This window comes from Pseudoflavonifractor phocaeensis, from assembly GCF_021531815.1.
Classification (GTDB): Bacteria; Bacillota; Clostridia; order Oscillospirales; family Oscillospiraceae; genus Lawsonibacter; species Lawsonibacter phocaeensis_A.
Genome location: NZ_JADYUM010000024.1, coordinates 1 through 20479, shown reverse-complemented (window position 1 = coordinate 20479; position 20479 = coordinate 1). Strand labels below are relative to the sequence as shown.

Annotated in this window: 16 protein-coding genes; 12 read left to right on the top strand and 4 right to left on the bottom strand. The window is 61.3% G+C overall.

The window, feature by feature from the left end:
- The first annotated feature begins 96 nt into the window (after window positions 1-96).
- Window positions 97-1284, top strand: coding sequence for a pyridoxal phosphate-dependent aminotransferase (locus I6E42_RS11835; RefSeq protein ID WP_235372217.1), 1188 nt, complete (start codon window positions 97-99; stop codon window positions 1282-1284).
- Between the two features lie 80 nt (window positions 1285-1364).
- On the opposite strand, the gene I6E42_RS11830 is transcribed toward I6E42_RS11835, so the two are convergent.
- Entirely contained in the window at window positions 1365-3050 is a 1686-nt protein-coding gene (locus I6E42_RS11830; RefSeq protein WP_235372216.1) for a DAK2 domain-containing protein, read from the bottom strand.
- Between the two features lie 27 nt (window positions 3051-3077).
- Window positions 3078-3425, bottom strand: a complete 348-nt coding sequence (locus I6E42_RS11825; RefSeq protein ID WP_235372215.1) for an Asp23/Gls24 family envelope stress response protein — start codon at window positions 3423-3425, stop codon at window positions 3078-3080.
- A gap of 267 nt (window positions 3426-3692) precedes the next feature.
- Here I6E42_RS11825 and I6E42_RS11820 point away from each other — a divergent pair, with 267 nt between their 5' ends.
- Entirely contained in the window at window positions 3693-6029 is a 2337-nt protein-coding gene (locus I6E42_RS11820) for a SpoIIE family protein phosphatase (protein ID WP_235372214.1), read from the top strand.
- 191 nt (window positions 6030-6220) lie between these two features.
- Here the strand turns inward: I6E42_RS11820 and I6E42_RS11815 are convergent, their stop codons facing one another.
- A complete protein-coding gene (locus I6E42_RS11815; protein ID WP_412761309.1) occupies window positions 6221-7147 on the bottom strand; it encodes a hydroxymethylglutaryl-CoA lyase in 927 nt (308 codons plus the stop codon).
- 467 nt (window positions 7148-7614) lie between these two features.
- On the opposite strand from I6E42_RS11815, the gene I6E42_RS11810 reads away from it, so the two are divergent.
- The 9 genes from I6E42_RS11810 to I6E42_RS11770 all read left to right on the top strand — a co-directional run bounded on the left by I6E42_RS11810 (window position 7615) and on the right by I6E42_RS11770 (window position 17371).
- Entirely contained in the window at window positions 7615-8418 is an 804-nt protein-coding gene (locus I6E42_RS11810; protein ID WP_235372213.1) for a sugar phosphate isomerase/epimerase family protein, read from the top strand.
- Between the two features lie 32 nt (window positions 8419-8450).
- A complete protein-coding gene (locus I6E42_RS11805; RefSeq protein WP_235372212.1) occupies window positions 8451-9317 on the top strand; it encodes a shikimate dehydrogenase family protein in 867 nt (288 codons plus the stop codon).
- Window positions 9318-9356: 39 nt separating this feature from the next.
- Window positions 9357-9920: a TRAP transporter small permease gene (locus I6E42_RS11800; protein WP_235372211.1), complete on the top strand. Its 564-nt coding sequence runs from the start codon at window positions 9357-9359 to the stop codon at window positions 9918-9920.
- Complete coding sequence (locus tag I6E42_RS11795) at window positions 9920-11215, top strand: TRAP transporter large permease (RefSeq protein WP_235372210.1); 1296 nt, start codon at window positions 9920-9922, stop codon at window positions 11213-11215. The genes I6E42_RS11800 and I6E42_RS11795 overlap by 1 nt, the downstream gene beginning before the upstream one ends.
- Window positions 11216-11342: 127 nt before the next feature.
- Complete coding sequence (dctP, locus tag I6E42_RS11790; RefSeq protein WP_235372209.1) at window positions 11343-12446, top strand: TRAP transporter substrate-binding protein; 1104 nt, start codon at window positions 11343-11345, stop codon at window positions 12444-12446.
- Between the two features lie 126 nt (window positions 12447-12572).
- Window positions 12573-13463: a DMT family transporter gene (locus I6E42_RS11785; protein WP_235372208.1), complete on the top strand. Its 891-nt coding sequence runs from the start codon at window positions 12573-12575 to the stop codon at window positions 13461-13463.
- A gap of 45 nt (window positions 13464-13508) precedes the next feature.
- Window positions 13509-14426, top strand: coding sequence for a LysR family transcriptional regulator (locus I6E42_RS11780; RefSeq protein WP_235372207.1), 918 nt, complete (start codon window positions 13509-13511; stop codon window positions 14424-14426).
- A 91-nt stretch (window positions 14427-14517) separates the two neighbouring features.
- The gene (locus I6E42_RS11775; protein ID WP_235372206.1) at window positions 14518-16353 is read left to right on the top strand and encodes a thiamine pyrophosphate-binding protein; all 1836 of its coding nucleotides are present in this window, start codon (window positions 14518-14520) and stop codon (window positions 16351-16353) included.
- A gap of 160 nt (window positions 16354-16513) precedes the next feature.
- Window positions 16514-17371, top strand: coding sequence for an isocitrate lyase/PEP mutase family protein (locus I6E42_RS11770; protein ID WP_235372205.1), 858 nt, complete (start codon window positions 16514-16516; stop codon window positions 17369-17371).
- A 203-nt stretch (window positions 17372-17574) separates the two neighbouring features.
- Here the strand turns inward: I6E42_RS11770 and I6E42_RS11765 are convergent, their stop codons facing one another.
- Window positions 17575-18471, bottom strand: coding sequence for a LysR family transcriptional regulator (locus I6E42_RS11765; RefSeq protein WP_235372204.1), 897 nt, complete (start codon window positions 18469-18471; stop codon window positions 17575-17577).
- A gap of 301 nt (window positions 18472-18772) precedes the next feature.
- Here I6E42_RS11765 and I6E42_RS11760 point away from each other — a divergent pair, with 301 nt between their 5' ends.
- Window positions 18773-20209 carry an aldehyde dehydrogenase family protein gene (locus tag I6E42_RS11760; RefSeq protein WP_235372203.1) on the top strand — a complete coding sequence of 479 codons (1437 nt, stop codon included), beginning with the start codon at window positions 18773-18775 and terminating at the stop codon, window positions 20207-20209.
- Window positions 20210-20479 lie beyond the last annotated feature (270 nt).

The following is a 20479-nucleotide window of genomic DNA, read 5'->3' as shown; positions in this document are numbered from 1 at the left end:
CGATAGAACGCTATTGAATTAGTTTATTAAAGTATAGCGTTTTGCCGCGGGTTGTGATACACTGGACATAATCTGTGAAGCGAAGAGGGATGGGTCATGCTGTCAAAACGGTATACCGCCATGCTGTCCGAAAAGGACATCATTTTTGAGATCGCCGGGTACGGTCGGCAGAGGGCGCAGGAGATCGGAGCGGACAACGTCTTTGATTTCAGCCTGGGGAATCCTTCGGTGCCGGCACCGCCCTCGGTGAACCAGACTATGACCGACATTTTGCGGGAGCGTTCTTCCCTGGAGGTCCACGGCTACGGTCCGGGGATGGGGCTGCCGGAGGTCAGGGACACGGTGGCGCAGTCGCTGAACCGCCGCTTTGGGATGAATTATGAGCGTGGCCATATCTTTATGACCATTGGAGCGGCGGGGGCAGTGGCCCACGCCCTGCGGGCGGTGACGGAGCCGGGGGACGAAATCGTCGCCTTTGCCCCCTATTTTCCGGAGTACCGCCCCTATACCGCGGGAGCGGGCCTGAATCTGCGGGTGGTCCCCGCTAATGTGGATACCCTGCAGATCAACTTTGAGGCGCTGGAGGAGATCCTGAATCCCAAAGTGGCGGCGGTACTGGTCAACAGCCCCAACAATCCCTCGGGGGTTGTGCTGTCCACCCCCACGGTGCGGCGGCTGGCTGGCCTGTTGGAGGAGAAACAGCGGGAGTATGGCCACCCCATCTACCTGATCTCGGATGAGCCCTACCGGGAGATCCGGTTCACAGGCGTTGACAGTCCCTATATCGCCGCCTGCTATCCCAATACCATCACCTGTTACTCCTTCTCCAAGTCCATCTCCCTCCCCGGGGAGCGGATCGGCTATCTGGCGGTGAACCCGGCGGCGGAGCAGGCGGAGAAGATCGTGGAGGTCTGTCCCCAGATCTCCCGCACCATCGGTCAGAACGGGACGGCCACCCTGATGCAGCTCACCGTGGCAAAATGTATCGAGGAGACCAGCGAGCTGAGCATTTATGAGCACAATAAAGACCGGCTCTACCGGGAATTGATCCGGGACGGGTTCACCTGCGTGGAGCCGGGCGGGACCTTCTATATGTTCCCGCGGAGCCTGGAGCCGGACGACGTGGCCTTCTGCCAGCAGGCCAGGGAGCTGGAGCTGCTCTTCGTCCCGGGCAGCGCCTTCGGCTGCCCCGGCCACTTCCGGATCGCCTACTGTGTGCCGGAGGAGAAGGTGATCCGCGCATTGCCCCGGTTCCGGCAGCTGGCGAAACGGTACGGGAAATAACGCGGCTGACAGATATGAGAAAAGCGGACCCCAGTCTTTGAAAAAAGACCGGGGTCCGCTTTTGGATTGCTTTGAAAGGCTCACTCCGCGGAGATCATGTAATAATACACAGGCTGCCCGCCGGGCAGCAGGCTGACCTCGGCGTTGGGACAGGCGGCGGCGAAGATAGCCTCCGCCTTCTGAGCCTGTTCCTCGGTGACGTCCTCGCCGTAGAACAGGGAGATAAACTCCGCCTCCTGGTGGGTGTGGGCGTGGGCCAGCCGGTCCAGCAGGGATTCCAGATCCTGGTCGGTGCCAAAGAGCTGGTGCTCCTCCAGGGCCAAATAGTCGCCCTGCTTGATGGCGAAGCCGCCGAAGTCGGAGTCACGGGCGGCGTAGGTGACCTCGCTGGTGCGGACCCGGCCATAGGCCTCGGTCATGGCGGCGGTGTTGTCCTCCTCGCTGGCCTCGGGGTCCACGGCCAGCATGGCGGAGATGCCCTGGGGCACCGTCTTGGTCTGAAGGACCACCACCTTCTTGTCCTCGCACAAGGGGATGCACTGTTGGGCGGCCATGATGATGTTTTTGTTGTTGGGCAGGACGTAGACGATCTCGGCGGGGGTGGCCTCGATGGCCTTCAGAATATCCTGGGTGGAGGGGTTCATGGTCTGTCCGCCTCCCACCAGCCTGTCCACACCCAGATCGCGGAAAACGGTCTCCAGGCCTTCGCCGGCGCAGACGGCCACATAGCCGAACTTCTTCTCCGGGGCAGCTTTGGCGGGGGCGGCGGAGCCGGACTCCAACTCTGCCTCCACGGCCTCCAGATCGTCGGTGCTCTGGGCCTTGCGGCCGGCGGCCAGGTCGGCGGCCTGAGTGCGCATGTTTTCGATCTTGGCCAGCTCCAGGGTGCCGTACTTCTGGGACTCGTTCAGGGCGTCGCCGGGGGTGTTGGTGTGAACGTGGACCTTGAAGGCCTCGTCGTCCTCACCGATGACCAGACTGTCGCCGATGCTGTTCAGGTAGGCGCGGAAGGGGTCCAGGTTCACATCGGGGTCGTTTTTCCGCACGATAAACACCGTGTCGAAGGCAAAGGTGATCTCCTCCTCCGCCATCTCGCTGAACTCCGCCTTCTCCTTGGCGGCGGCCTCCTCCCCGGCAGAGTCGGGCATGGGGAGCCCGCGCAGCTCGTCCAGCATGCCCTGGAGGATGACCAGAAAGCCCTTGCCGCCGGCGTCCACCACACCGGCCTTTTTCAGAACCGGGTTCTGGTTGATGGTGTCAGCCAGGGCGGTCTGCCCCTCCTGAATGGCGGCCTCCAGCACGGCCTCCAGATCGTCAGTCTCCCGGGCGGCTCCGGCGGCCCGGGCGGCGGCCAGACGGGAGACAGTGAGGATGGTGCCCTCGGCGGGCTTCATGACCGCCTTGTAGGCCGCGGCCACGCCGAAATCCAGGGCCAGGGCCAGATCCCGGCCGTCCATAGTCTCCTTCTCCTTGATGGCCTTGGCAAAGCCCCGGAACAGCAGGGAGAGGATGACGCCCGAGTTGCCCCGGGCGCCCCGCAGCAGGGCGGAAGCGGTGCCCTGGGCGGCCTGACCCACGGAGTCATAGCGGTTCTTCTTCATTTCGGCGGAGGCGGCCCCGATGGTCAGGGACATGTTGGTGCCGGTGTCTCCGTCGGGAACAGGGAATACGTTCAGATCGTTGATCGGCTGTTTCTGCGCGTTGATGGAGGCGGCTGCGTGGATGACCATCCGCTGAAAAGCCGCCGCGTCGATGTGTTGTACCATAATCGGAAAATTCCTTTCTACGAGCGGTTAAAAACGCATGGAGTCCACGCACACGTCCACAGAAGCCACTTCGACCCCGGTGGTCTTGCTGACCACATAGCGGACTTCGCTCATGATGGACCGGCACACGGCCATGAGGTTGACGCCGTTCTCCACAATGATGTGCAGCTCGATGGAGACGGTCCCGTCTTCATTGTAATATACCTTGACGCCTTTGGCCATGGACTCCCGTTTCAGGAGATGGACCAGACCGTCGGTCTTGGAGCGGACCGCCATGCCCTTGACGCCGTAGCAGTTGGTGGCCGCGCTGCCGGTGACGGCGGTGAACACTTCGCTGCTGATGGAGATCTCGCCCAGATCGTTTTGCAGTTTCATGGGTCTATACCTTCCTTTCGCTGAGGATATATCCATACATACTATATTGTATTCGATTTCTCCTGAAATTACAAGCCCCAATGTCTTCGCTGCCTGTGTTTCCGGCTTTGGAGGCGGAAAGAATCTTAGAATCATCCCGGCTTCCGACGGAACTCACGGTTCTTCGCCTGCCCTGTTTCGACGGACCTTTTCCAGAAAATGGAATATAATGGCAGGGACGTGAAACGGGACAAGGCTCCCGGATGGGACACACAGGAGGAGACGGCGATGACAGCCAAGGAACAATTCAAGCGAAAGCTGATCCAGCTGCGGCGGCAGTCCGACCAAACAGGGCAGATCCAGCTGCCTGCCTCGGCTGTGACGCTGGGGGCGGAGGCGGCGATCCACTTTCTGCTGGCCGCGGTGCTGGCCGGGGTGGTGCTGCTGGAGGACTGCGCCCCCTTTGGCGTGGCGCTGGTGGGAGCGGCGGGGTCCGGGCTGTGCGGTGCCGGGGCGCTGCTGGGGGCCTGCTTTGGCTATCTAACCATGCTGGGCTTTTCCCAGGGCCTGCGCCACGCCTCGGCGGCCATCCTTACCTTCGCCGTGGCCTTCGCCTTTTACGATGTCCGGGCCCTGCGCCGCCCCTGGGTCATGCCGCTGGTGGCCGGAGCGGTCAACAGCTTCGCCGGGGCTGTGGTCCTGTCCAAGACCGGGTGGACGGCCATAGACGGGGTTCGGTTTCTGCTGGAATTCTTGCTGACCACCGCCTCGGTCTGGTGCTACCGGGCGGTGCTGCTGCCCATGCGGACCCGCAGGGCGGACCGCCTGCTCACCCCAGCCCGCCGGGGCGGACTGCTGTTTCTGTCGGCCACGCTGCTGATGGCGTTGACGCCGGTGCATGTTTATGGGGACCTGTCGCTGGGGCGCTGTTTGGGGGTGCTGGCGGTGCTGGCCTCCGGGTGGCAGGGAGGCGTGTCCGCCGGAGCCGTGGTGGGAGTGGCCATGGGGGCGGCCATGGACCTGACGGCAGGAGATATGCCCCTTTATACCATGGCCTGCGCCCTGTCCGGCCTGTGCGCCGGGCTGTGCCGGGGAAAGCGGCGCTTTGCCGCCGCTCTGGCCTATGTGCTGGCCAACGGAACAACGGTGCTGTGGGCCTGGAACAGGGACCTGTCCCTCTCCATTTTATATGAGGTGTTTTGGGCCTCCATGCTCTTTCTTCTCCTGCCGGAGCGGCCCATGCGGCGGCTGGGCGTGTGGCTGGCGCCGGAGGTGATGGGCCCGGCCGACCTGCGTTCCCAGAAACTGGCCCGGCAGCGGCTGGAGGCCACCGCCCGGGCCTTCCGCTCCCTGGGAGATTCCCTGCGGGACGCCTTCCGTCCGCCCCGGAACGACAACGATGTGGCCACTGTCTTTGACCGGGCGGCGGGCCGGGTGTGCCGGACCTGTTCTCTGAAAGGGCGGTGTTGGAAACAGAACTACACGGATACCTTCAACGCCCTCAACGACGCTACCCCGGCCATGGTGGAGCGGGGTAAGGCGGAGGCGGGTGACTTTCCCCGGCATTTTGCCGACCGCTGTCTCCATTTCCCAGCCTTTTTGGGTGCGGTGAACGAGGAGTATCTGGCTCTGTTGTACCGCCGGCAGTATAACGCCCGGGTGCGGGAGAGCCGGGCGGCGGTGTGCCGCCAATACGCCCAGCTGTCTGAGCTGCTGGGGACGGCGGCGGAGGAACTGGGCCGGGAGCTGACCCCCGACCTGACAGGGGACAGGAGGCTGCGGCAGCGGGTGGCCGAGCTGGGTCTGGAGGTGCGGACGGCGGTGTTCCGGGACAGTCGGGGGATGCTCCGGGTGGAGGCGGAGGGGCCGGGCTGCGCCGCCCTGGCCCGTCCCAGCCGGGTGGCCGACCTGTCCTTGCTTCTAGGCGTGCCCCTGCGGGTGGAACAGGAGGGAAATGAGGGCGTCTCCCTCATTCAGCAGGAGCCGCTGATGGCGGTGGCCGGAGTGGCGGCCCAGAAAAAGAGCGGCGAGACGGTGAGCGGCGACGCGGGGACCTATTTCAAACGGGCGGACGGCAAGCTGTACGTCCTGCTGTGTGACGGAATGGGCAGCGGCCCCGGGGCCAACCGGGAGAGTTCTCTGGCGGTGCGGCTGCTGGAACAGTTTCTCCAGGCGGGGGTGCGGCCCCGGCAGGCGCTGACCACCCTCTCCTCCGCCTTGTCCCTCCGGGGGGAGGACACCGGAGGGTTCACCACGGTGGACCTACTCCAAATTGACCTGTTCAGCGGAGAAGGCGAGCTGTACAAAATGGGGGCGGCCCCCACCTATGTGCGGAAGGGGGGGACAGTCCAGCGCCTCTCCGGCGCCTCCCTGCCCGCCGGACTGGGGGAGGGGGAGGACGCCGGCCTGGACCAGTATTCCCTGCGGCTGTCCCCTGGGGATACGGTGCTGATGGTCAGCGACGGCATCTGCGGCACAGGAGATGACGGCTGGCTGAAGGAGAAATTGGCTGGTTTTGACGGGGCCAGCCCCAAGGATCTGGCCCGGGAGCTGCTGCTCCAGAGCCCCCAGGGGGCTACCGATGACCGGACCGCCCTGGTGATCCGTCTGGAAAAACGGGTCTGAGTCCAGCAATGAGCCGCTTCGGCCGGGGCCGGAGCGGCTGTTTTGTCCCGGGACGCCAAAACGGACATGAACACCGGAAGGCATTCATGTCCGTTTTGGCTTGGAAAGAAGGAGATCAGAACAAGTGACGCTTTATCGAGTAGAGAGATGAAGAGAGAAACGAAAGGGAGGTAGAGAGAAGGAGGAAAGCGTCAGTTATTCTGGGAGGAAATCAAATCACGGGAGCGGCCGGCGCGCAGGATGTAGCTCTCGGTGTCGTGGTGCAGCAGGTCGCGGAGGCTCCGGGACAGCTCGATCACCTTGACGATGTCGATACCGGTCTCAATGCCGGACTCCTCGCACATATGGAGGACGTCCTCGGTAGAGATGTTGCCGGCGGCGCCGGGAACGAAGGGGCAGCCGCCCAGACCGCCGAAGGAGCCGTCGAACTGGGTCATGCCGGCCTCCATGGCGGCTACGATGTTGGCCATGGCCAGGCCGCGGGTGTTGTGGAAGTGGAGCCACCAGGAGGCCTGGGGGTACTTTTCCCGCACGTGGCTGCACATGGCGTACACCTGGTTGGGCACGCCCATGCCGGAGGTGTCAGACAGGGAGATCTCAGTGATGCCCACATTTAAATAGGCCTCGATGATGGCGTCGATCTCCTCCTGGGGGATGCGGCCGTCCCAGGGGGAACCGAAGGGCATGGAGATGGAGCCGGAGATGGCGATGCCGTGGGCCTGGGCGGCGTCCACGCAGGAGGCGAAGCCGGCCACGCTCTGTTCGGGGGTCATGTTCAGGTTCTTCAAATTGTGCTGGCGGCTGGCGGAGACGTTCAGCTTTACCTTTTTACAGCCGCAGTCCACCGCGCGCTGGACGCCGCGGAGATTGGGGATCAGAGCGCGCAACTCCACGCCGGGGACTTCGCCGATGGCCTTGTAGAGCTCGTCCGTGTCAGCCATCTGGGGCACCGCTTTGGGGTGCATGAAGGAACCCACCTCGATGACCCGGAAGCCGGCATCGATCAGGCCGCGGAGCAGGGTCAGCTTCTCTTCGGTGGGAAGGATCGTCTTTTCATTTTGCAGGCCGTCCCGCAGTCCGACCTCGCACAGGGTAATGGCGGAAGGCAGATTCATCATAATTGTGACCTCCTAATTGATGTGGGTCGGCATCAGACCCTGTGCCGGAGCGTTTCCAGCAGGGGCGGGCCGTATCGTCAAGCCTATCTTAATCGATAGAGGCGGAAATAATCCAATACAAGATTTCAATGATGTGATAGAAAATGTGAATGAAGGAGACGAATTGTAGGACAATCTGTGCCCGCACACCTGCCTCGTATTTGAGAAAGTCATGAATCCACAAAAATTTTCCGTCATAATACATAAAAAATAGAAGACAAAATGAGAGATATAAACATAGTAAAACAAGTCAAGAGGTTTAGTATATAAAGTACAATGAAAAATATCGATTATTCCATGGGAAATAAGTATTAGACTTGCTGAATGTTTTTCATATAAAATCAAGGCGAAAACAGCGAGCGGTTAGTAAAAGTGCCAATAGCGCAGGCCGCCAAAGTTATGTTAATGTCTTATGAGGAGGGGCACCAATGGCGAAACAGTTTTCTCTTGCTTATCTGACGATCCCTGGTGTGGACCCGGTGGAACAGATCAAGATTGCCCGGGATGCGGGCTATGATTACGTAAGCCTTCGGACCATTCCCATGGGCCAGCCCGGCGAGCCGCAGGTTTGTCTGGAGCGGGACCCGGAGCTGACGGAGAAGATCCGCCGCACCCTGCAGGACACCGGCATGAAGATGCTGGATATCGAACTGGTCCGGATCCGGGAGGACCTGCCCGGGGACTACCGCGGGGCCTTTGAGAAGGGCGCCGAGTTGGGGGCTACCCAGGTGCTGTCCAGCATCTGGACCAAGGACCGCTCCTTCGCTGTGGACCGCTGCGGCGCCATCTGCGAGCAGGCGGCCCAGTTCGGCCTGACCATGAATCTGGAGTTCCCGGTGGTCTCCTCGGTGACCACCCTGGCCGACACCATGGCTATTCAGGACCAGGTGGGCGCGCCCAACCTGAAGATCCTGATGGATATGATCTATGTGCACCTGGACAAGGTGACCCCTGAGATGATCAAGGCGCAGGACCCTGAGCGGTTCGGCCTGATCCACCTGTGCGACTGGCCCAAGGAAACCGAGGGCGAGCTGGTCAAGTACGTCCGCGAGGGCCGCGCTTACTGCGGCGAGGGCGCGGCGGACCTGGCCGGTATTCTCAAGGCCCTGCCTGACCGGCCCTGTTCCATCGAGCTTCCCAACACCGCGGAGATCGCCCGGCGGGGCGCCGCCGGCCATGCGGCCCGGTGTCTGGAGTGCGCAAAGGACTATTTTGCCAAGCACGGACTGTAAGGTCCACCATACATAGAAGCGAGGTAAGGAAAATGAAAGTCGACATCAACACCAAAATGATCACGCTGATCGGCACTCCCCTGAGCCAGTCCTTCGCCGCCCGGATGCAGAACGCGGGCTATGAAGCCGCGGGCATGAACATGCTCTATTTCTACACCGAGGCCGACCAGGAGCATCTGGGCGAGATCGTGGGCGGCATCCGCCACATGAACTTCGTCGGCTTCGCCGTGACCAAGCCCAACAAGGTTCAGGTGCTGCAGTATCTGGACGAGTTGGATCCCCTGTGCGAGAAGATGGGCGCCTCCAACACCGTGGTCAAGACCCCCGAGGGCAAGCTGGTCGGCTACAACACCGACGGCATGGGCTTCTACACCTCCCTGACGGAGGAGGGCGGCATCCGGGTGGACCAGTCCGTGTTCTTCTGCTTCGGCGCCGGCGGCGCCGGCCGCGCCATGTGCTCCGTTCTGGCTTACCACGGCGCCCGGAAGATCTACATCACCGACGCGTTTGAGCCCTGCGCCCAGTCTCTGGTGGAAGACATCAACAAAAACTTCGCTCCCGTGGCCGAGTTTGTCCCCCACGGCGACATGTCCAAGCTGGCCGCCTGCGACGTGGTGCTGAACGCCAGCGGCATCGGCATGGGCAAGACCATGGGCCAGACCCCCATGCCCGAGGAGTACATCCAGCCCAGCCAGTTCTATTTCGACGCCTGCTACAACCCCGAGCGGACTCAGTTCCTGATGAACGCCGAGGCCAAGGGCTGTAAGGTGCTCAACGGCCTGGGTATGTCTCTCTACCAGGGCGCCGCCCAGATCGAGCTGTGGACCGGCAAGAAGGCCCCCGTGGATGCCATGCGCAAGGAGTTGCTGGCTATTCTGGCGGAACAGAACGGTAAGTAAGCACGCGGTCGCCGCGTGACGAAAATAAGGAGGTAGAAGATGAAAGCAATCAAGTGGCTGGATGACCATTTTGAAGAAGCGATTCTGGTCATCCTACTGGTGGTGATCTCCTGCGTCGAGTTGATTCAGGTCATCATCCGGAACATCCCCTCGATCCCCTCGCTGACATGGGCGGAAGAATTCTGCCGATTCTGCTGGATCTGGAGCGTGTTCCTCTCCCTGCCCTACACCATCCGGAAGGGCAATATGCTTCGGGTGAGCGTCCTGATGGACCTGCTGCCCCAGGCGCTCCACAAGGTGATCAATATTCTGGTGGACGTGATCACCGCCGCCTCTATGGGCCTGCTGGCCTATCACTCCATCGGCGTGGTGGGCAAGATCCTGGGCAGCGGCGAGACCTCTCCCGCCATGGTGTGGCCCATGTGGGTCGTGTACGCCGTCATGCTGTTCGGCTACGCCCTGGGCGCGCTCCGTGGAGTCCAAATGGCGTTTATTCACATCAAGCACTTCAACGAGCGGGAACTGACTGCCGTTGAGCAGACCATGGCTGAGGCCGCCGAAGAAGCGGCAGCCGGCAAGCGCGCGGAAGGAGGCGAGGCATAATGGCAGCGTTACTGGTATTTGTGGTATTCCTGGTGGCCATTGCGGCCTCGATCCCCATCGGCGTATCCATGATCCTGGGTTCCGTAGCCCCCATTTTCATTATGGGCAAGGGCGGCTCCATCGCTCAGATCATCAACAACACCTTCTCCGGCGCCAACTCCACCCCCATCCTGGCGGTGCCCCTGTTCATCCTGGGCGGCGTCATCATGGCTGAGGGCGGCATCTCCAAGAAGCTGTTCAACTTCTTCGCCTACTTCGTTGGCCGCCTCCCCGGCGGCGTGCCCTGCGCCGTTATCCTGACCTGCCTGTTCTACGGCGCCATCTCCGGCTCCGGTCCGGCCACCACCGCCGCCGTAGGCTCCATGTGCATCCCCTTCATGGTCAGCCTGGGCTATGAGAGGCGGTGGAGCGCGGGATTGATCGCTGTGGCCGGCGGTTTGGGCGTTATCATACCGCCGTCCATCCCCTTCGTGCTGTATTCCCTGGCCACCGGCGTCTCCACCGGCAACCTGTTCCTGGGCGGCATCCTGCCCGGCATCCTCATCGGTGTGTTCATGATGGCCTACGCCGTCATCTACTGTGTCCGCAAGGGTGAGGACCGCGCCCTGATCAACGAGAAGATGGCTGAGCTGAAAGGCGAGGGGCTGTGGCACCTGTTTGCCGACAGCTTCTGGGCTCTGCTGTGCCCCATCATCATCCTGGGCGGTATCTACTCCGGTAAGTTCACCCCCACCGAGGCCGCCTGTATCTCCGTGTTCTACGCCATCATCGTGTCCCTGTTCATTTATAAGTCCATCAAGTTCAAGGATCTGCTGCCCATGCTGTGCAGCTCTGTCAAGACTTACGGCGGTCTGGCCTTCGTGCTGGCTTTCGCCACCGCCTTCGGCCGCGTGCTGTCTCTGACCAAGGCTACCAAGATCGTGGAGAGCTTCATCCTGGACAACTTCCACTCCAGCATCACCGTCCTGTCCGTCCTGGTCATCATCTTCCTGATCCTGGGCATGGTCATGGACACCGGCCCGGCCATCATCATTCTGGCCCCCGTGCTGCTGCCCGCCGTGGAGCAGCTGGGCGTGGACCCTGTCCACTTCGGCGTCATCCTGGTGTGCTGCCTGTCCATCGGTCTGGCCACCTCGCCCTTCGGCCTGGACCTGTTCGTGGCCGGCAACCTGGCGGACGAGCCGCCCATGGCCGTGGCCAAGAAGGCTGTTCCCTTTATTGTCGCCTTCCTGATCGCCCTGGCCCTCATCACCTATGTCCCCTGGTTCAGCACCTTCCTGGTGAGCCTGCTGTAAGAGCAGCCTGATTCCGTTGTTTCTCCCGTACTCGGACGTGCCTTCTGCCGGGACGTCCGAGTGCGGGCGGACAAAATATATTCCCGCAAGAAAGAAGCTGTATTTTTTAGAAGGAGGAACAAACCAAATGAAAAAGATGACATCCCTGCTCCTGGCCATGGCCATGGTCCTGTCCCTGGCCGCCTGCGGCGGCGGTGACAAGAAGCCCGCCGCTTCCACCGGCAACGCTTCCACCGGCAATGCTGCCGCTTCCACCGGTACCACCAACGATGATCCCTATGCCGACCTGGACGAGGTCGAGCTGGTGGGCGGCGACTCCACCGGCAAGGGCGCCGCTGGCCAGATCTTCGGCGAGCTGGTTGCTTCCAAGGTTGACGAGATCACCGGCGGCAAGCTGACCATCGACTACCATCCCAACGGCGACCTGGGCGGCGACGCCGACCTGCTGCGCCAGCTGCAGAGCAACGACATCCAGATCGTGGTCTGCCAGACCGCTCCCGTGGTGTCCTTCATCCCCGAGATGGCCGTGTTCGACCTGCCCATGGTCTTCGCCAAGTATGATGGCGCTACCATCGACAAGGTCCTGAACGGCGCTGACTCCGCCTTCAAGGCTCAGCTGAACGAGGCTTATGAGGCTGCTGACATGCACCTGCTGGGCTTCCTGCAGAACGCTACTTACCGTCTGACCACCGCCAACGTGGAGCTGAAGGACCTGGCTTCCTTCAAGGGCCTGCAGATCCGCACCATGGAGAACTCCAACCACATGGCTTTCTGGAGCGCCATCGGCGCCGAGCCCACTCCTCTGGCTTGGGCTGAGGTCTACTTCGCCCTCCAGTCCGGCGCTATCGACGCTCAGGAGAATGCCGCCGACACCTGCGTGGGCGCCAACTTCCAGGAAGTCCAGAAGTATCTGGCCTGCACCAACCACATCCTGTATGCCAACCAGATCTGCATCAACAAGGAAGCCTATGAGGACCTGGATCCCGCTTACCAGGCCGCTCTGGACCAGGCCGTTGCCGAGGCTCTGGCCGAGATGGCTCCCCAGCTGGCCAAGATCGACACCGACAACAAGCAGGTCCTGAAGGACGGCGGCATGACCATCATCGAGTACGCTCCCGAGTTCTATGACGAGATCCTGGCTCTGGATGGCGTTCAGGCCCTGTACAAGCAGATCGACGAGGCCGTGGGCGGCCTGGCCACCACCCTGCAGGAGTCTCTGGCCAACGCCTAATCCTGCGATTTTGACTGACAGCATCTGAATTATGTCCATTGACGCCGGGCCGGGGCCGTTCACGGTCCTGGCCCGGCGTTCCCTACCCAAGTTCAGCCGGGACCGGCGCGGAAAGGAGCTCCAATCATGGAATCCACATCGAAAAACAAGGCTCTTTTCCCGCTGCTGCTCACCTTCTTTTTCTGGGGCAGTGTGTATGTGGCCGGCAAAATGATCGCACAGGACGTCCCGCCCCAGCTGCTGGCCTGCCTGCGGTGCACGGTGGCCATGGCCCCCCTGCTGCTGATGGCCCGGAAGCATCTGGGCACGAAGATCGCGCGGGAGGACTGGAAGTACTTTCTTCTGGTGGGCTTTACCGGATACTTCCTCACCATCTCCCTGATCCAGCTGGGCATCTCCCTGACGGGGGCCTCCATGGCCTCCCTGATCAACTCTATGACCCCGGTGTCGGTGACGGCCATGGCCGCCTTGATCCTGAAGGAGAGGATCACCCCCATCAAAGGCCTGTGCCTGATCCTGGCTCTGGCGGGAGCCGCCGTGGTAACCAGCGGGGCCGGGGGAGAGAGCGACCTGTTGGGTATTCTGGTGGTGCTGGTGTCCGTGCTGAGTTGGGGCGTGGCCTCGGTCTACATGCGCCGGCTCACGGCCAAATATCCCGCCATTCTGGTCACCACATACAGCATGGCCTTCAGCCTGATCTTCCATATCCCCGCGGGAGCGGTTTCCGCTGCCGTTCAGACAGTGAACCTGTCCTGGAAGGCGGCGGCGGTGATCCTCTACCTGGGCCTGGTGGGTTCCGGCCTGGCCCAGTATACCTGGACCAAGTGCCTGTCCATTCTCCCGGCCAGTACCTGCTCCCTGTTTTATCCGCTGCAGCCCGTCTTTTCCGCCCTGCTGGGAGCGCTGATCCTGAACGAGACCTTCCGGCCCTCCTTCTTCCTGGGGCTGCTGTTGATCTCAGCCGACGTGATTCTCAGTGCCTGGGAAGCGCGGCGGGAGAGCGCGAAGACGGCCTGATCCGCGGTACTCTGGCCCAGCTCGGCCACAAAAGGAGTGAAGCCTGTGAATTTAAGACAGCTGTATTACTTCCGGACCATCGCGGAGCTGGAGCACTATACCCAGGCGGCGGAGAAGCTGTACGTCAGCCAGTCCAACCTGAGCCACGCCATTCAGGAGATGGAGGAGGAGCTGAACGTCAAGCTCTTTGTCCGCAAAGGAAGAAACATCAAGCTGACCAAATATGGGGAGCTGTTCCTCCCCTACGTCCAAAAGACCATCGAGACCCTGGAGAGCGGCATCTCCACCCTCCAGGAGTACATCAATCCAAACTCCGGGACCGTGACCATGGCGGCATTCCCCTCCATGGCCCAGTTTGTGCCGGACATCATCGTGCGTTACCTGTCTGAGACCAACCGTGTGGGAGTCCGGTTCCAATTCGTGCAGGACAGCTTCTTCCCCATTCAAGAGCAGCTGCTGAACGGGAAAGTGGACCTGGCTTTTACCACAAAGATCGATGACCCCAAGGTGGAGTGCTTCCACATCGGCACCCACCCCCTGGTCCTGTTGGTCCCCCTGGGCCACCGTCTGGCCCGTGAAAAAAGTGTGTCGCTGACGGAACTGGATAAGGAAAACTTCATTTCCTTTGATAAGAGTTCTCAACTCCATTACCAGTGTCAGGAGATCTTCAAATCTCTGGACATCCACCCGAATACAGTGGTGGAGACCCCCCAGGACGTGGTCATGTACGGCCTGGTGGCGGCCAACCACGGCGTGGCCATCACGCCGTATCCCATGGGCGGAGCGCCCTATAATATCAAAATCGTTCCCATATCCGACTATATTCCTCCCCGGGAGCTGTATCTGATATGGCATAAGGAACGTTATATCCCTCCCGCGGCGGAGTATTTCCGGGACTTTATCATCCGGAGCGGCAAGGTCTTTGACCAGTTCCGGGCCCGGAACGGCCCAAGTATCGTCTGAAAGCGGCGGACCACGGTCCGCTGACAAAAAGTATATGAATATGTGAAATCGATCCGCGCAAAGCGGGTCATAAATAGAGGAGGAAACGATTATGAGCAAAAAACTTGTTTCTGATCTGATGGTAAATTATCTGGAGCGCCGGGATGTCAAGTATGTCTTCGGTCTGTGCGGCCACACGGTCATCGGTATGCTGGATGCCCTGTCCCGCAGCGAGAAGGTGACCTACATCTCCAACCGCCATGAGGCCGTGGCCTCCACCGCCGCCGACGGCTACGCACGTGTCACCGGCAAGGCCTCTGTGGTCATGTGCCACCTGGGCCCCGGCCTGACCAACGTCCTGACCGGCGTGGCCAACGCCGCCTTCGACTCCATCCCCATGGTGGTCATCGCCGGCGACGTGCCCAGCTACTACTACGGCAAGCACCCCCATCAGGAAGTCAACATGCACGGCGACGCCACCCAGTACAAGATCCTGGAGCCCGTCTGCAAGCGCTGCTGGCGCATCGATGACGTGGAGGCTCTGCCCGAGATCATGGACAAGGCCTTCCGTCTGGCCGAGTCCGGCCGTCCCGGCCCTGTCCTCATCGACATGCCCATGGACATGTTCTCCCGGGAGATGGAGGAGGACCTGTGGGCCCGCACCTACAAGGACAGCCATGTGACCATGCGGCCCGGCCTGGACCCCGCCGCTGCCAAGGCCATCGCCGAGAAGCTGGTCAACGCCAAGAACCCCGTCCTCCACGCCGGCGGCGGCATCATCCTGGCCAACGCTTCCGAGGAGCTGGCTGCTCTGGCTGAGTTCCTGGACATCCCCGTGTCCCGCACCCTGATGGGCCACGGCTGCCTGTCTGACAAGCACCCCCTGATGATCGGCCAGACCGGCTTCTGGGGCCTGGAGTTCACCCACTCCCTCACCGTCAATGCCGACGTCATCCTGGGCCTGGGCACCCGCTTTGCCGAGGCCGACAGCTCCAGCTGGTACCAGGGTGTCACCTTCGATCCCGACAAGACCACCTTCCTCCAGATCGACATCGACCCCAACGAGATCGGCCGCAACTACCCCGTGGAGATCGGCGCCGTGGGCGATCTGAAGATCGGTCTGCAGCAGATCCTGGACGAGGTCAAGAAGATCTGCCCCGAGGGCAAGAGCAACCCCGAGCTGCGCACCCGCATCGCCGAGGCCAAGGCCGAGTTCAAGAAGGCCAACGAGGCCATCTCCAGCGACGGCCGCTTCCCCATGACTCCCCAGCGCATCCTGAAGGACGTGAAGGCTGTCCTGCCTGAGGATGCTCACATCTTCACCGACGTGGGCTGGAACAAGAACGGCGTGGCCCAGCAGTTCGACATCACCGTTCCCGGTACCATCCACCACTCCTCCGGCCTGGCCACCATGGGCTTCGGCGCCTCCGCCGTCCTGGGCGGCAAGGTGGCTGCGCCCGACAAGATCTGCATCACCCTCACCGGTGACGGCGGCTTCGGCGTCAACCCCACCTGCCTGGCTACCGCTGTGGAGCAGGGCATCGCCTGCACCTGGGTGGTCATGAACAACTCCGCCTTCGGCACCATCGCCGGCCTGGAGAACGCCAACTACAAGACCAAGTTCGGCACCGTGTTCCACACTCCCGACGGCGAGGCCTATACCCCCCGCTGGGCCGACGTGGCCAAGGCCTACGGCGTGGAGGCTGTCTGCGTCCAGAGCGCCGATGAGTTCAAGCCCGCCATGGAGAAGGCCATCGAGGCCAACAAGGCCGGCCGTCCCTTCCTGGTGGAGGCCCCCATGGAGAACATCGTTGTTCCCACCCCCGGCTGCTGGAACATCAACGACATCTACACCCCCAACGAGCTGGTCAAGGAGGGCAAGCTGGTCCGCAAGGAGAATGGCCGCTATGTCACTCCCAACCACGCCAAGTCCCACAACGCCAAGTAAGGATCCTGCAAATGATTCAGGCGTCCGCTCCCTTTTGCGGGCGGACGCCTGAATGGGTATATGGTATCAAATTTCGCCGCGCCTGCGCGCGGCGGGAGAGGCCGGGTCCCTTCCCGAGCCAGGCCGCTCACAAAAAGATTTCCGGAAAGGAGTTCTTATCATGGGAAAACAGAGCAAGCAGCTGAGAAAACTGCTGGCGGAAAATGATTACCTGATCGCGCCCTGCGCCTATGACGCGCTGAGCGCCCGGGCGATCCAAGCCGCCGGGTTCAAGATTGCCGGCACCACCGGATACGGGATGCACGGAGCGGTGCTGGGCCAGCCCGATACCGGACTTCTGGCCCTGAATGAGACGGTGGAGATCCTGAACAAGATGGTGGACGCGGTGGACATCCCGGTCCTGGCCGACGCCGAGGGCGGCTATGGCAGCGCCATGAACGTCATCCGGGCGGTGATGGAGTACGAGAAGACCGGAGTGGGCGGCCTGTTTATCGAGGACCAGAAGCAGCCCCCCAACTGCCCCTTCATCAAGAAGCCGGAGCTCATCACCGCCACTGAGATGGTGGGCAAGATCCACGCCGCCGTGGACACCCGGGAGGACGACAGTCTGGTGATCATCGCCCGCACCGACGCCCCCTTTGAGGAGGCCATCGACCGGGCCAACGCCTATCTTGAGGCGGGCGCGGACATGGTGAAGATCATCCCCAAGACCCGGGAGGAATTGGAAGCCCTGCCCGCCAGGGTCAACGGCCCCATCCATCTGGGCCTCTATGCCAACAAGGGGATCAACGACGGAATGACCGCCGCCGACTGCGGCAAGCTGGGTTATAAGATCATCACCTTCCCCATGAGCTGTCTCTTTGCCCAGGTGGCCGCCACCATGCGGGTTCTGGAGTACATCCGGGACAACGGCACTGACGAGGGTTACCCCGGCGACTTCATCCCCTTCAACGACTATCTGAAGTTCGTGGGTGTGGACCGCTACAAAGAGCTGGCCGAGAAGTACCTGAAGGATTAAAAAAGAGCCCGGAATTATCCGGGCTCCCAGATTTCGAAAGTCTTGCGAATCAACTGTGATCTATTTTTTCCGGCGGCATGTGCGTCGGAAAAAATACCGCTCGGCCCGCAAACGTGCGAGCGGAGCGAGTGCGCTGCGGCGGGCCGCAGCCTTCTGTTCCAAAAGGCCAAGCGGCCTTTTGGAACAGAGCAGAAGCCCAGAATTCATCCGGGCTCCGGCGTGGCGTAGTGGTCGATGATGTAGTTCTTGACCCGCTGGGCGGCAGGGGAGAGGGGATGTCCCTTGGACCAGGAGAGGTAGACGGTGCGAACCAGGGTCTGGTCCTCATCCAAAATGGGGATAGCCGCCACCTTGTCGCTGCTCATGGCGGGCACCTTGGGCAAAATGGATACGCCGAAGCGCAGAGATACGTACTGGAGGGCCGCGTTGCACTCCCGCACCTCAAAGACCACGTTGGGGGTTTCCGACCGGCGGTCAAAAAGGGCGTCGGTGATGGCGCGCAGGTTGCTGGGCTTGTCCAGCACCACCATGGGCTCCCGGGCGAAATCCTCAACGGTGACGTACTCCCGGCCGGCCAGGGGATGGCCGCTGGGCACAGCCAGGTAGAGGGGCTGCCGCATGATGACCACGGAATTCAGACTGTCATCCTGATGCATGCAGAAGGCCAGGTCCAGCGCCCCCTTTTTCAGCTGGTTGAACACGTCGAAGGATGTGTCCTCATAGAACTGGAAGCGGATCCGGCGGTTCTCCTCCTGGCTGTAGACGCCCTCCATCATGGAGGGGATCAGGGAGGAGGACACCGAGTGGAAATAGCCCAGGTGGACCACCTGAAGGGCGGTGCCCGACATCTGGCGCAGCACGTCCGCTCCCTCGTCCAGCAGGTCCAGCGCTTTTTCAGCGTAAGGGAGGAACTGTTCCCCATAAGGAGTCAGACTGATCTTCCGGTTCTCCTTTTGGAAGAGCTTGACGTCCAGCTCTTTTTCCAATTCGCTGATGGAGTAGCTCAGACTGGGCTGGGAGATGTGTAGCTCCTTTGCCGCCTGGGTATAGTGGAGCACATGGGCCAGGGTCCGAAAGTATTGCAGCTGTAACAGCGTCATCTGACTCACCTCAATCTTATGTCGCGCGGCCAACTGCGCCTGACAGGGCGCGCGGAACAGCATACTACCTTTTATTATACCATACTTGGCCCCCAATAAGGTAACAAAACTTATGAGAAAAAATCAGGTGATTTTCCACAAAACAGGGGAAGCCTATAGAAAATTTTAATAGATTTTCTCTATATCAAAGAAAGAAACCTGGTATTGGACATTTCGAATCAGAAGCGTTATGATGGGACCATCAAAGGAAAGCGAACACAGTTCCATCTAAAAAATACAAATATGAAAAGGAGTTTTGAACATGGCTAAGGAAGTTACTGCCGAGCAGATCCAGATGCTGGACGAAATGGTGGCCCGCGCCCGCGTTGCCGCCGACATCATTGCCACCTATGACCAGGAGCGGGTGGACCGCCTGTGCCAGGCTGTCGCCGCCGCTGTCTGCGACATGAAGGTTTGGGGCCCCATCTGTGACGAGGCCGTTGACGAGACCCGCCTGGGCGACAAGGTGACCAAGCGCAACAAGCGCAACAAGATCAAGCTGATCCTCCGCGACTGCCTGCGTCAGAAGAGCGTCGGCATCATCGAGGAGATCCCCGAGAAGGGCATCGTGAAGTATGCCAAGCCCGTGGGCGTCATCGCCTCCCTGGTCCCCACCACCAACCCCTGCCTGACTCCTGCCGGCCAGGTCGTCTACGCCATCAAGGCCCGCGACGTCATCATCTGCTCCCCCCACCCCCGTGCTAAGATCACCACCAACAAGTGCATCAAGATCATCCGTGAGGCTCTGGTCCGCGAGGGCGCTCCCGCCGACATCATCCAGGGCATTGAGGAGCCCAGCATCTCCCTGACCCAGGAGCTGATGAAGCGCTGCGACCTGGTCATCGCCACCGGCGGCCGTCCCATGGTCAAGTCCGCTTACTCCTCCGGCGTGCCCGCCTATGGTTCCGGCGCCGGCAACGCCACCGTCATCATCGACGACACCTGCAACACCCCCGAGCGTCAGGCTGAGGCCGCTATGAACACCCGCATCTCCAAGTGCTCCGACTTCGGTTCCGGCTGCTCCTGCGACGGCAACCTGCTGATCCATGAGGACGTGTATGACGGCTTCGTGGCCGCTCTGGAGAAGGAAGGCGCCTACCTGGCCAACGAGGAAGAGGCCGAGAAGCTGAAGGCCGTTATGTGGGACGAGACCGGCCACCGCCTGCCCAACACCGTGGCTATCAGCCCCCAGAAGCTGGCCGAGGCCGCTGGCTTTGAGATCCCCGCTGACCGCAAGTTCATCGCTGTCACCGGCGGCGGCATTGAGAACGTGGGTAAGGAGCACTTCTTCTCCTCCGAGAAGCTGACCACTCTGCTGACCCTGTTCAAGTACGAGGGTGAGTTCGAGAACGCCCTGACCATGATGCAGGCCGTGTTCAACGTGGGCGGCAAGGGCCACTCCTGCGGCATCTACTCCTTCAGCGACGACCACATCCATCGTCTGGGCATGGCTGCTCCTGTCTCCCGTATCATGGTCCGTCAGCCCAACAACCGCGGCAACTCCGGCTCCGCCAACAACGGTATGCCTCCCACGTCTTCCATGGGCTGCGGCACCTGGGGCGGCAACATCGTCTCCGAGAACATCACCCTGAAGCACTACATGAACACCACCTGGGTGGCCCGTCCTCTGCCCACCGACATGCCCTCCAACCAGGAGCTGTTTGGTGACTTCTACAAGGAAGGTATGGACGAGGAGTAATCCAGCGTCGCACCGGGTTCGCAGTCTGAGTGCGGTTCCGAAACAGGACACTTGCCTTCAGGGCAGGGCGCTGATTTTGGAGGGTACATAGACCTCTGAACCGTTCGCGATTAAAAAGCCACCACGAAAGGCAAGCAATACCTTCCGTGGTGGCTTTTTTCAACAACAGCTCCGGCTGCGAAAGAGAGGAAACAGAACTATGAATGAATTTAAAGGCAGTCAGAACTATGTGGCGTCGGAGGAGCTGATGGGGGCGGTGAACATCGCCAT

What these genes read in the sequence shown, in the direction of transcription:
- I6E42_RS11835 (WP_235372217.1), top strand. Translation starts at nt 97, where the DNA reads ATGCTGTCAAAACGGTATACCGCCATGCTGTCCGAAAAGGACATCATT.
- I6E42_RS11805 (WP_235372212.1), top strand. Translation starts at nt 8,451, where the DNA reads ATGAAAGTCGACATCAACACCAAAATGATCACGCTGATCGGCACTCCC.
- I6E42_RS11785 (WP_235372208.1), top strand. Translation starts at nt 12,573, where the DNA reads ATGGAATCCACATCGAAAAACAAGGCTCTTTTCCCGCTGCTGCTCACC.
- I6E42_RS11815 (WP_412761309.1), bottom strand. Translation starts at nt 7,147, where the DNA reads ATGATGAATCTGCCTTCCGCCATTACCCTGTGCGAGGTCGGACTGCGG.
- I6E42_RS11825 (WP_235372215.1), bottom strand. Translation starts at nt 3,425, where the DNA reads ATGAAACTGCAAAACGATCTGGGCGAGATCTCCATCAGCAGCGAAGTG.
- I6E42_RS11795 (WP_235372210.1), top strand. Translation starts at nt 9,920, where the DNA reads ATGGCAGCGTTACTGGTATTTGTGGTATTCCTGGTGGCCATTGCGGCC.
- I6E42_RS11765 (WP_235372204.1), bottom strand. Translation starts at nt 18,471, where the DNA reads ATGACGCTGTTACAGCTGCAATACTTTCGGACCCTGGCCCATGTGCTC.
- I6E42_RS11775 (WP_235372206.1), top strand. Translation starts at nt 14,518, where the DNA reads ATGAGCAAAAAACTTGTTTCTGATCTGATGGTAAATTATCTGGAGCGC.
- I6E42_RS11800 (WP_235372211.1), top strand. Translation starts at nt 9,357, where the DNA reads ATGAAAGCAATCAAGTGGCTGGATGACCATTTTGAAGAAGCGATTCTG.
- I6E42_RS11760 (WP_235372203.1), top strand. Translation starts at nt 18,773, where the DNA reads ATGGCTAAGGAAGTTACTGCCGAGCAGATCCAGATGCTGGACGAAATG.
- dctP (WP_235372209.1), top strand. Translation starts at nt 11,343, where the DNA reads ATGAAAAAGATGACATCCCTGCTCCTGGCCATGGCCATGGTCCTGTCC.
- I6E42_RS11820 (WP_235372214.1), top strand. Translation starts at nt 3,693, where the DNA reads ATGACAGCCAAGGAACAATTCAAGCGAAAGCTGATCCAGCTGCGGCGG.
- I6E42_RS11810 (WP_235372213.1), top strand. Translation starts at nt 7,615, where the DNA reads ATGGCGAAACAGTTTTCTCTTGCTTATCTGACGATCCCTGGTGTGGAC.
- I6E42_RS11830 (WP_235372216.1), bottom strand. Translation starts at nt 3,050, where the DNA reads ATGGTACAACACATCGACGCGGCGGCTTTTCAGCGGATGGTCATCCAC.
- I6E42_RS11770 (WP_235372205.1), top strand. Translation starts at nt 16,514, where the DNA reads ATGGGAAAACAGAGCAAGCAGCTGAGAAAACTGCTGGCGGAAAATGAT.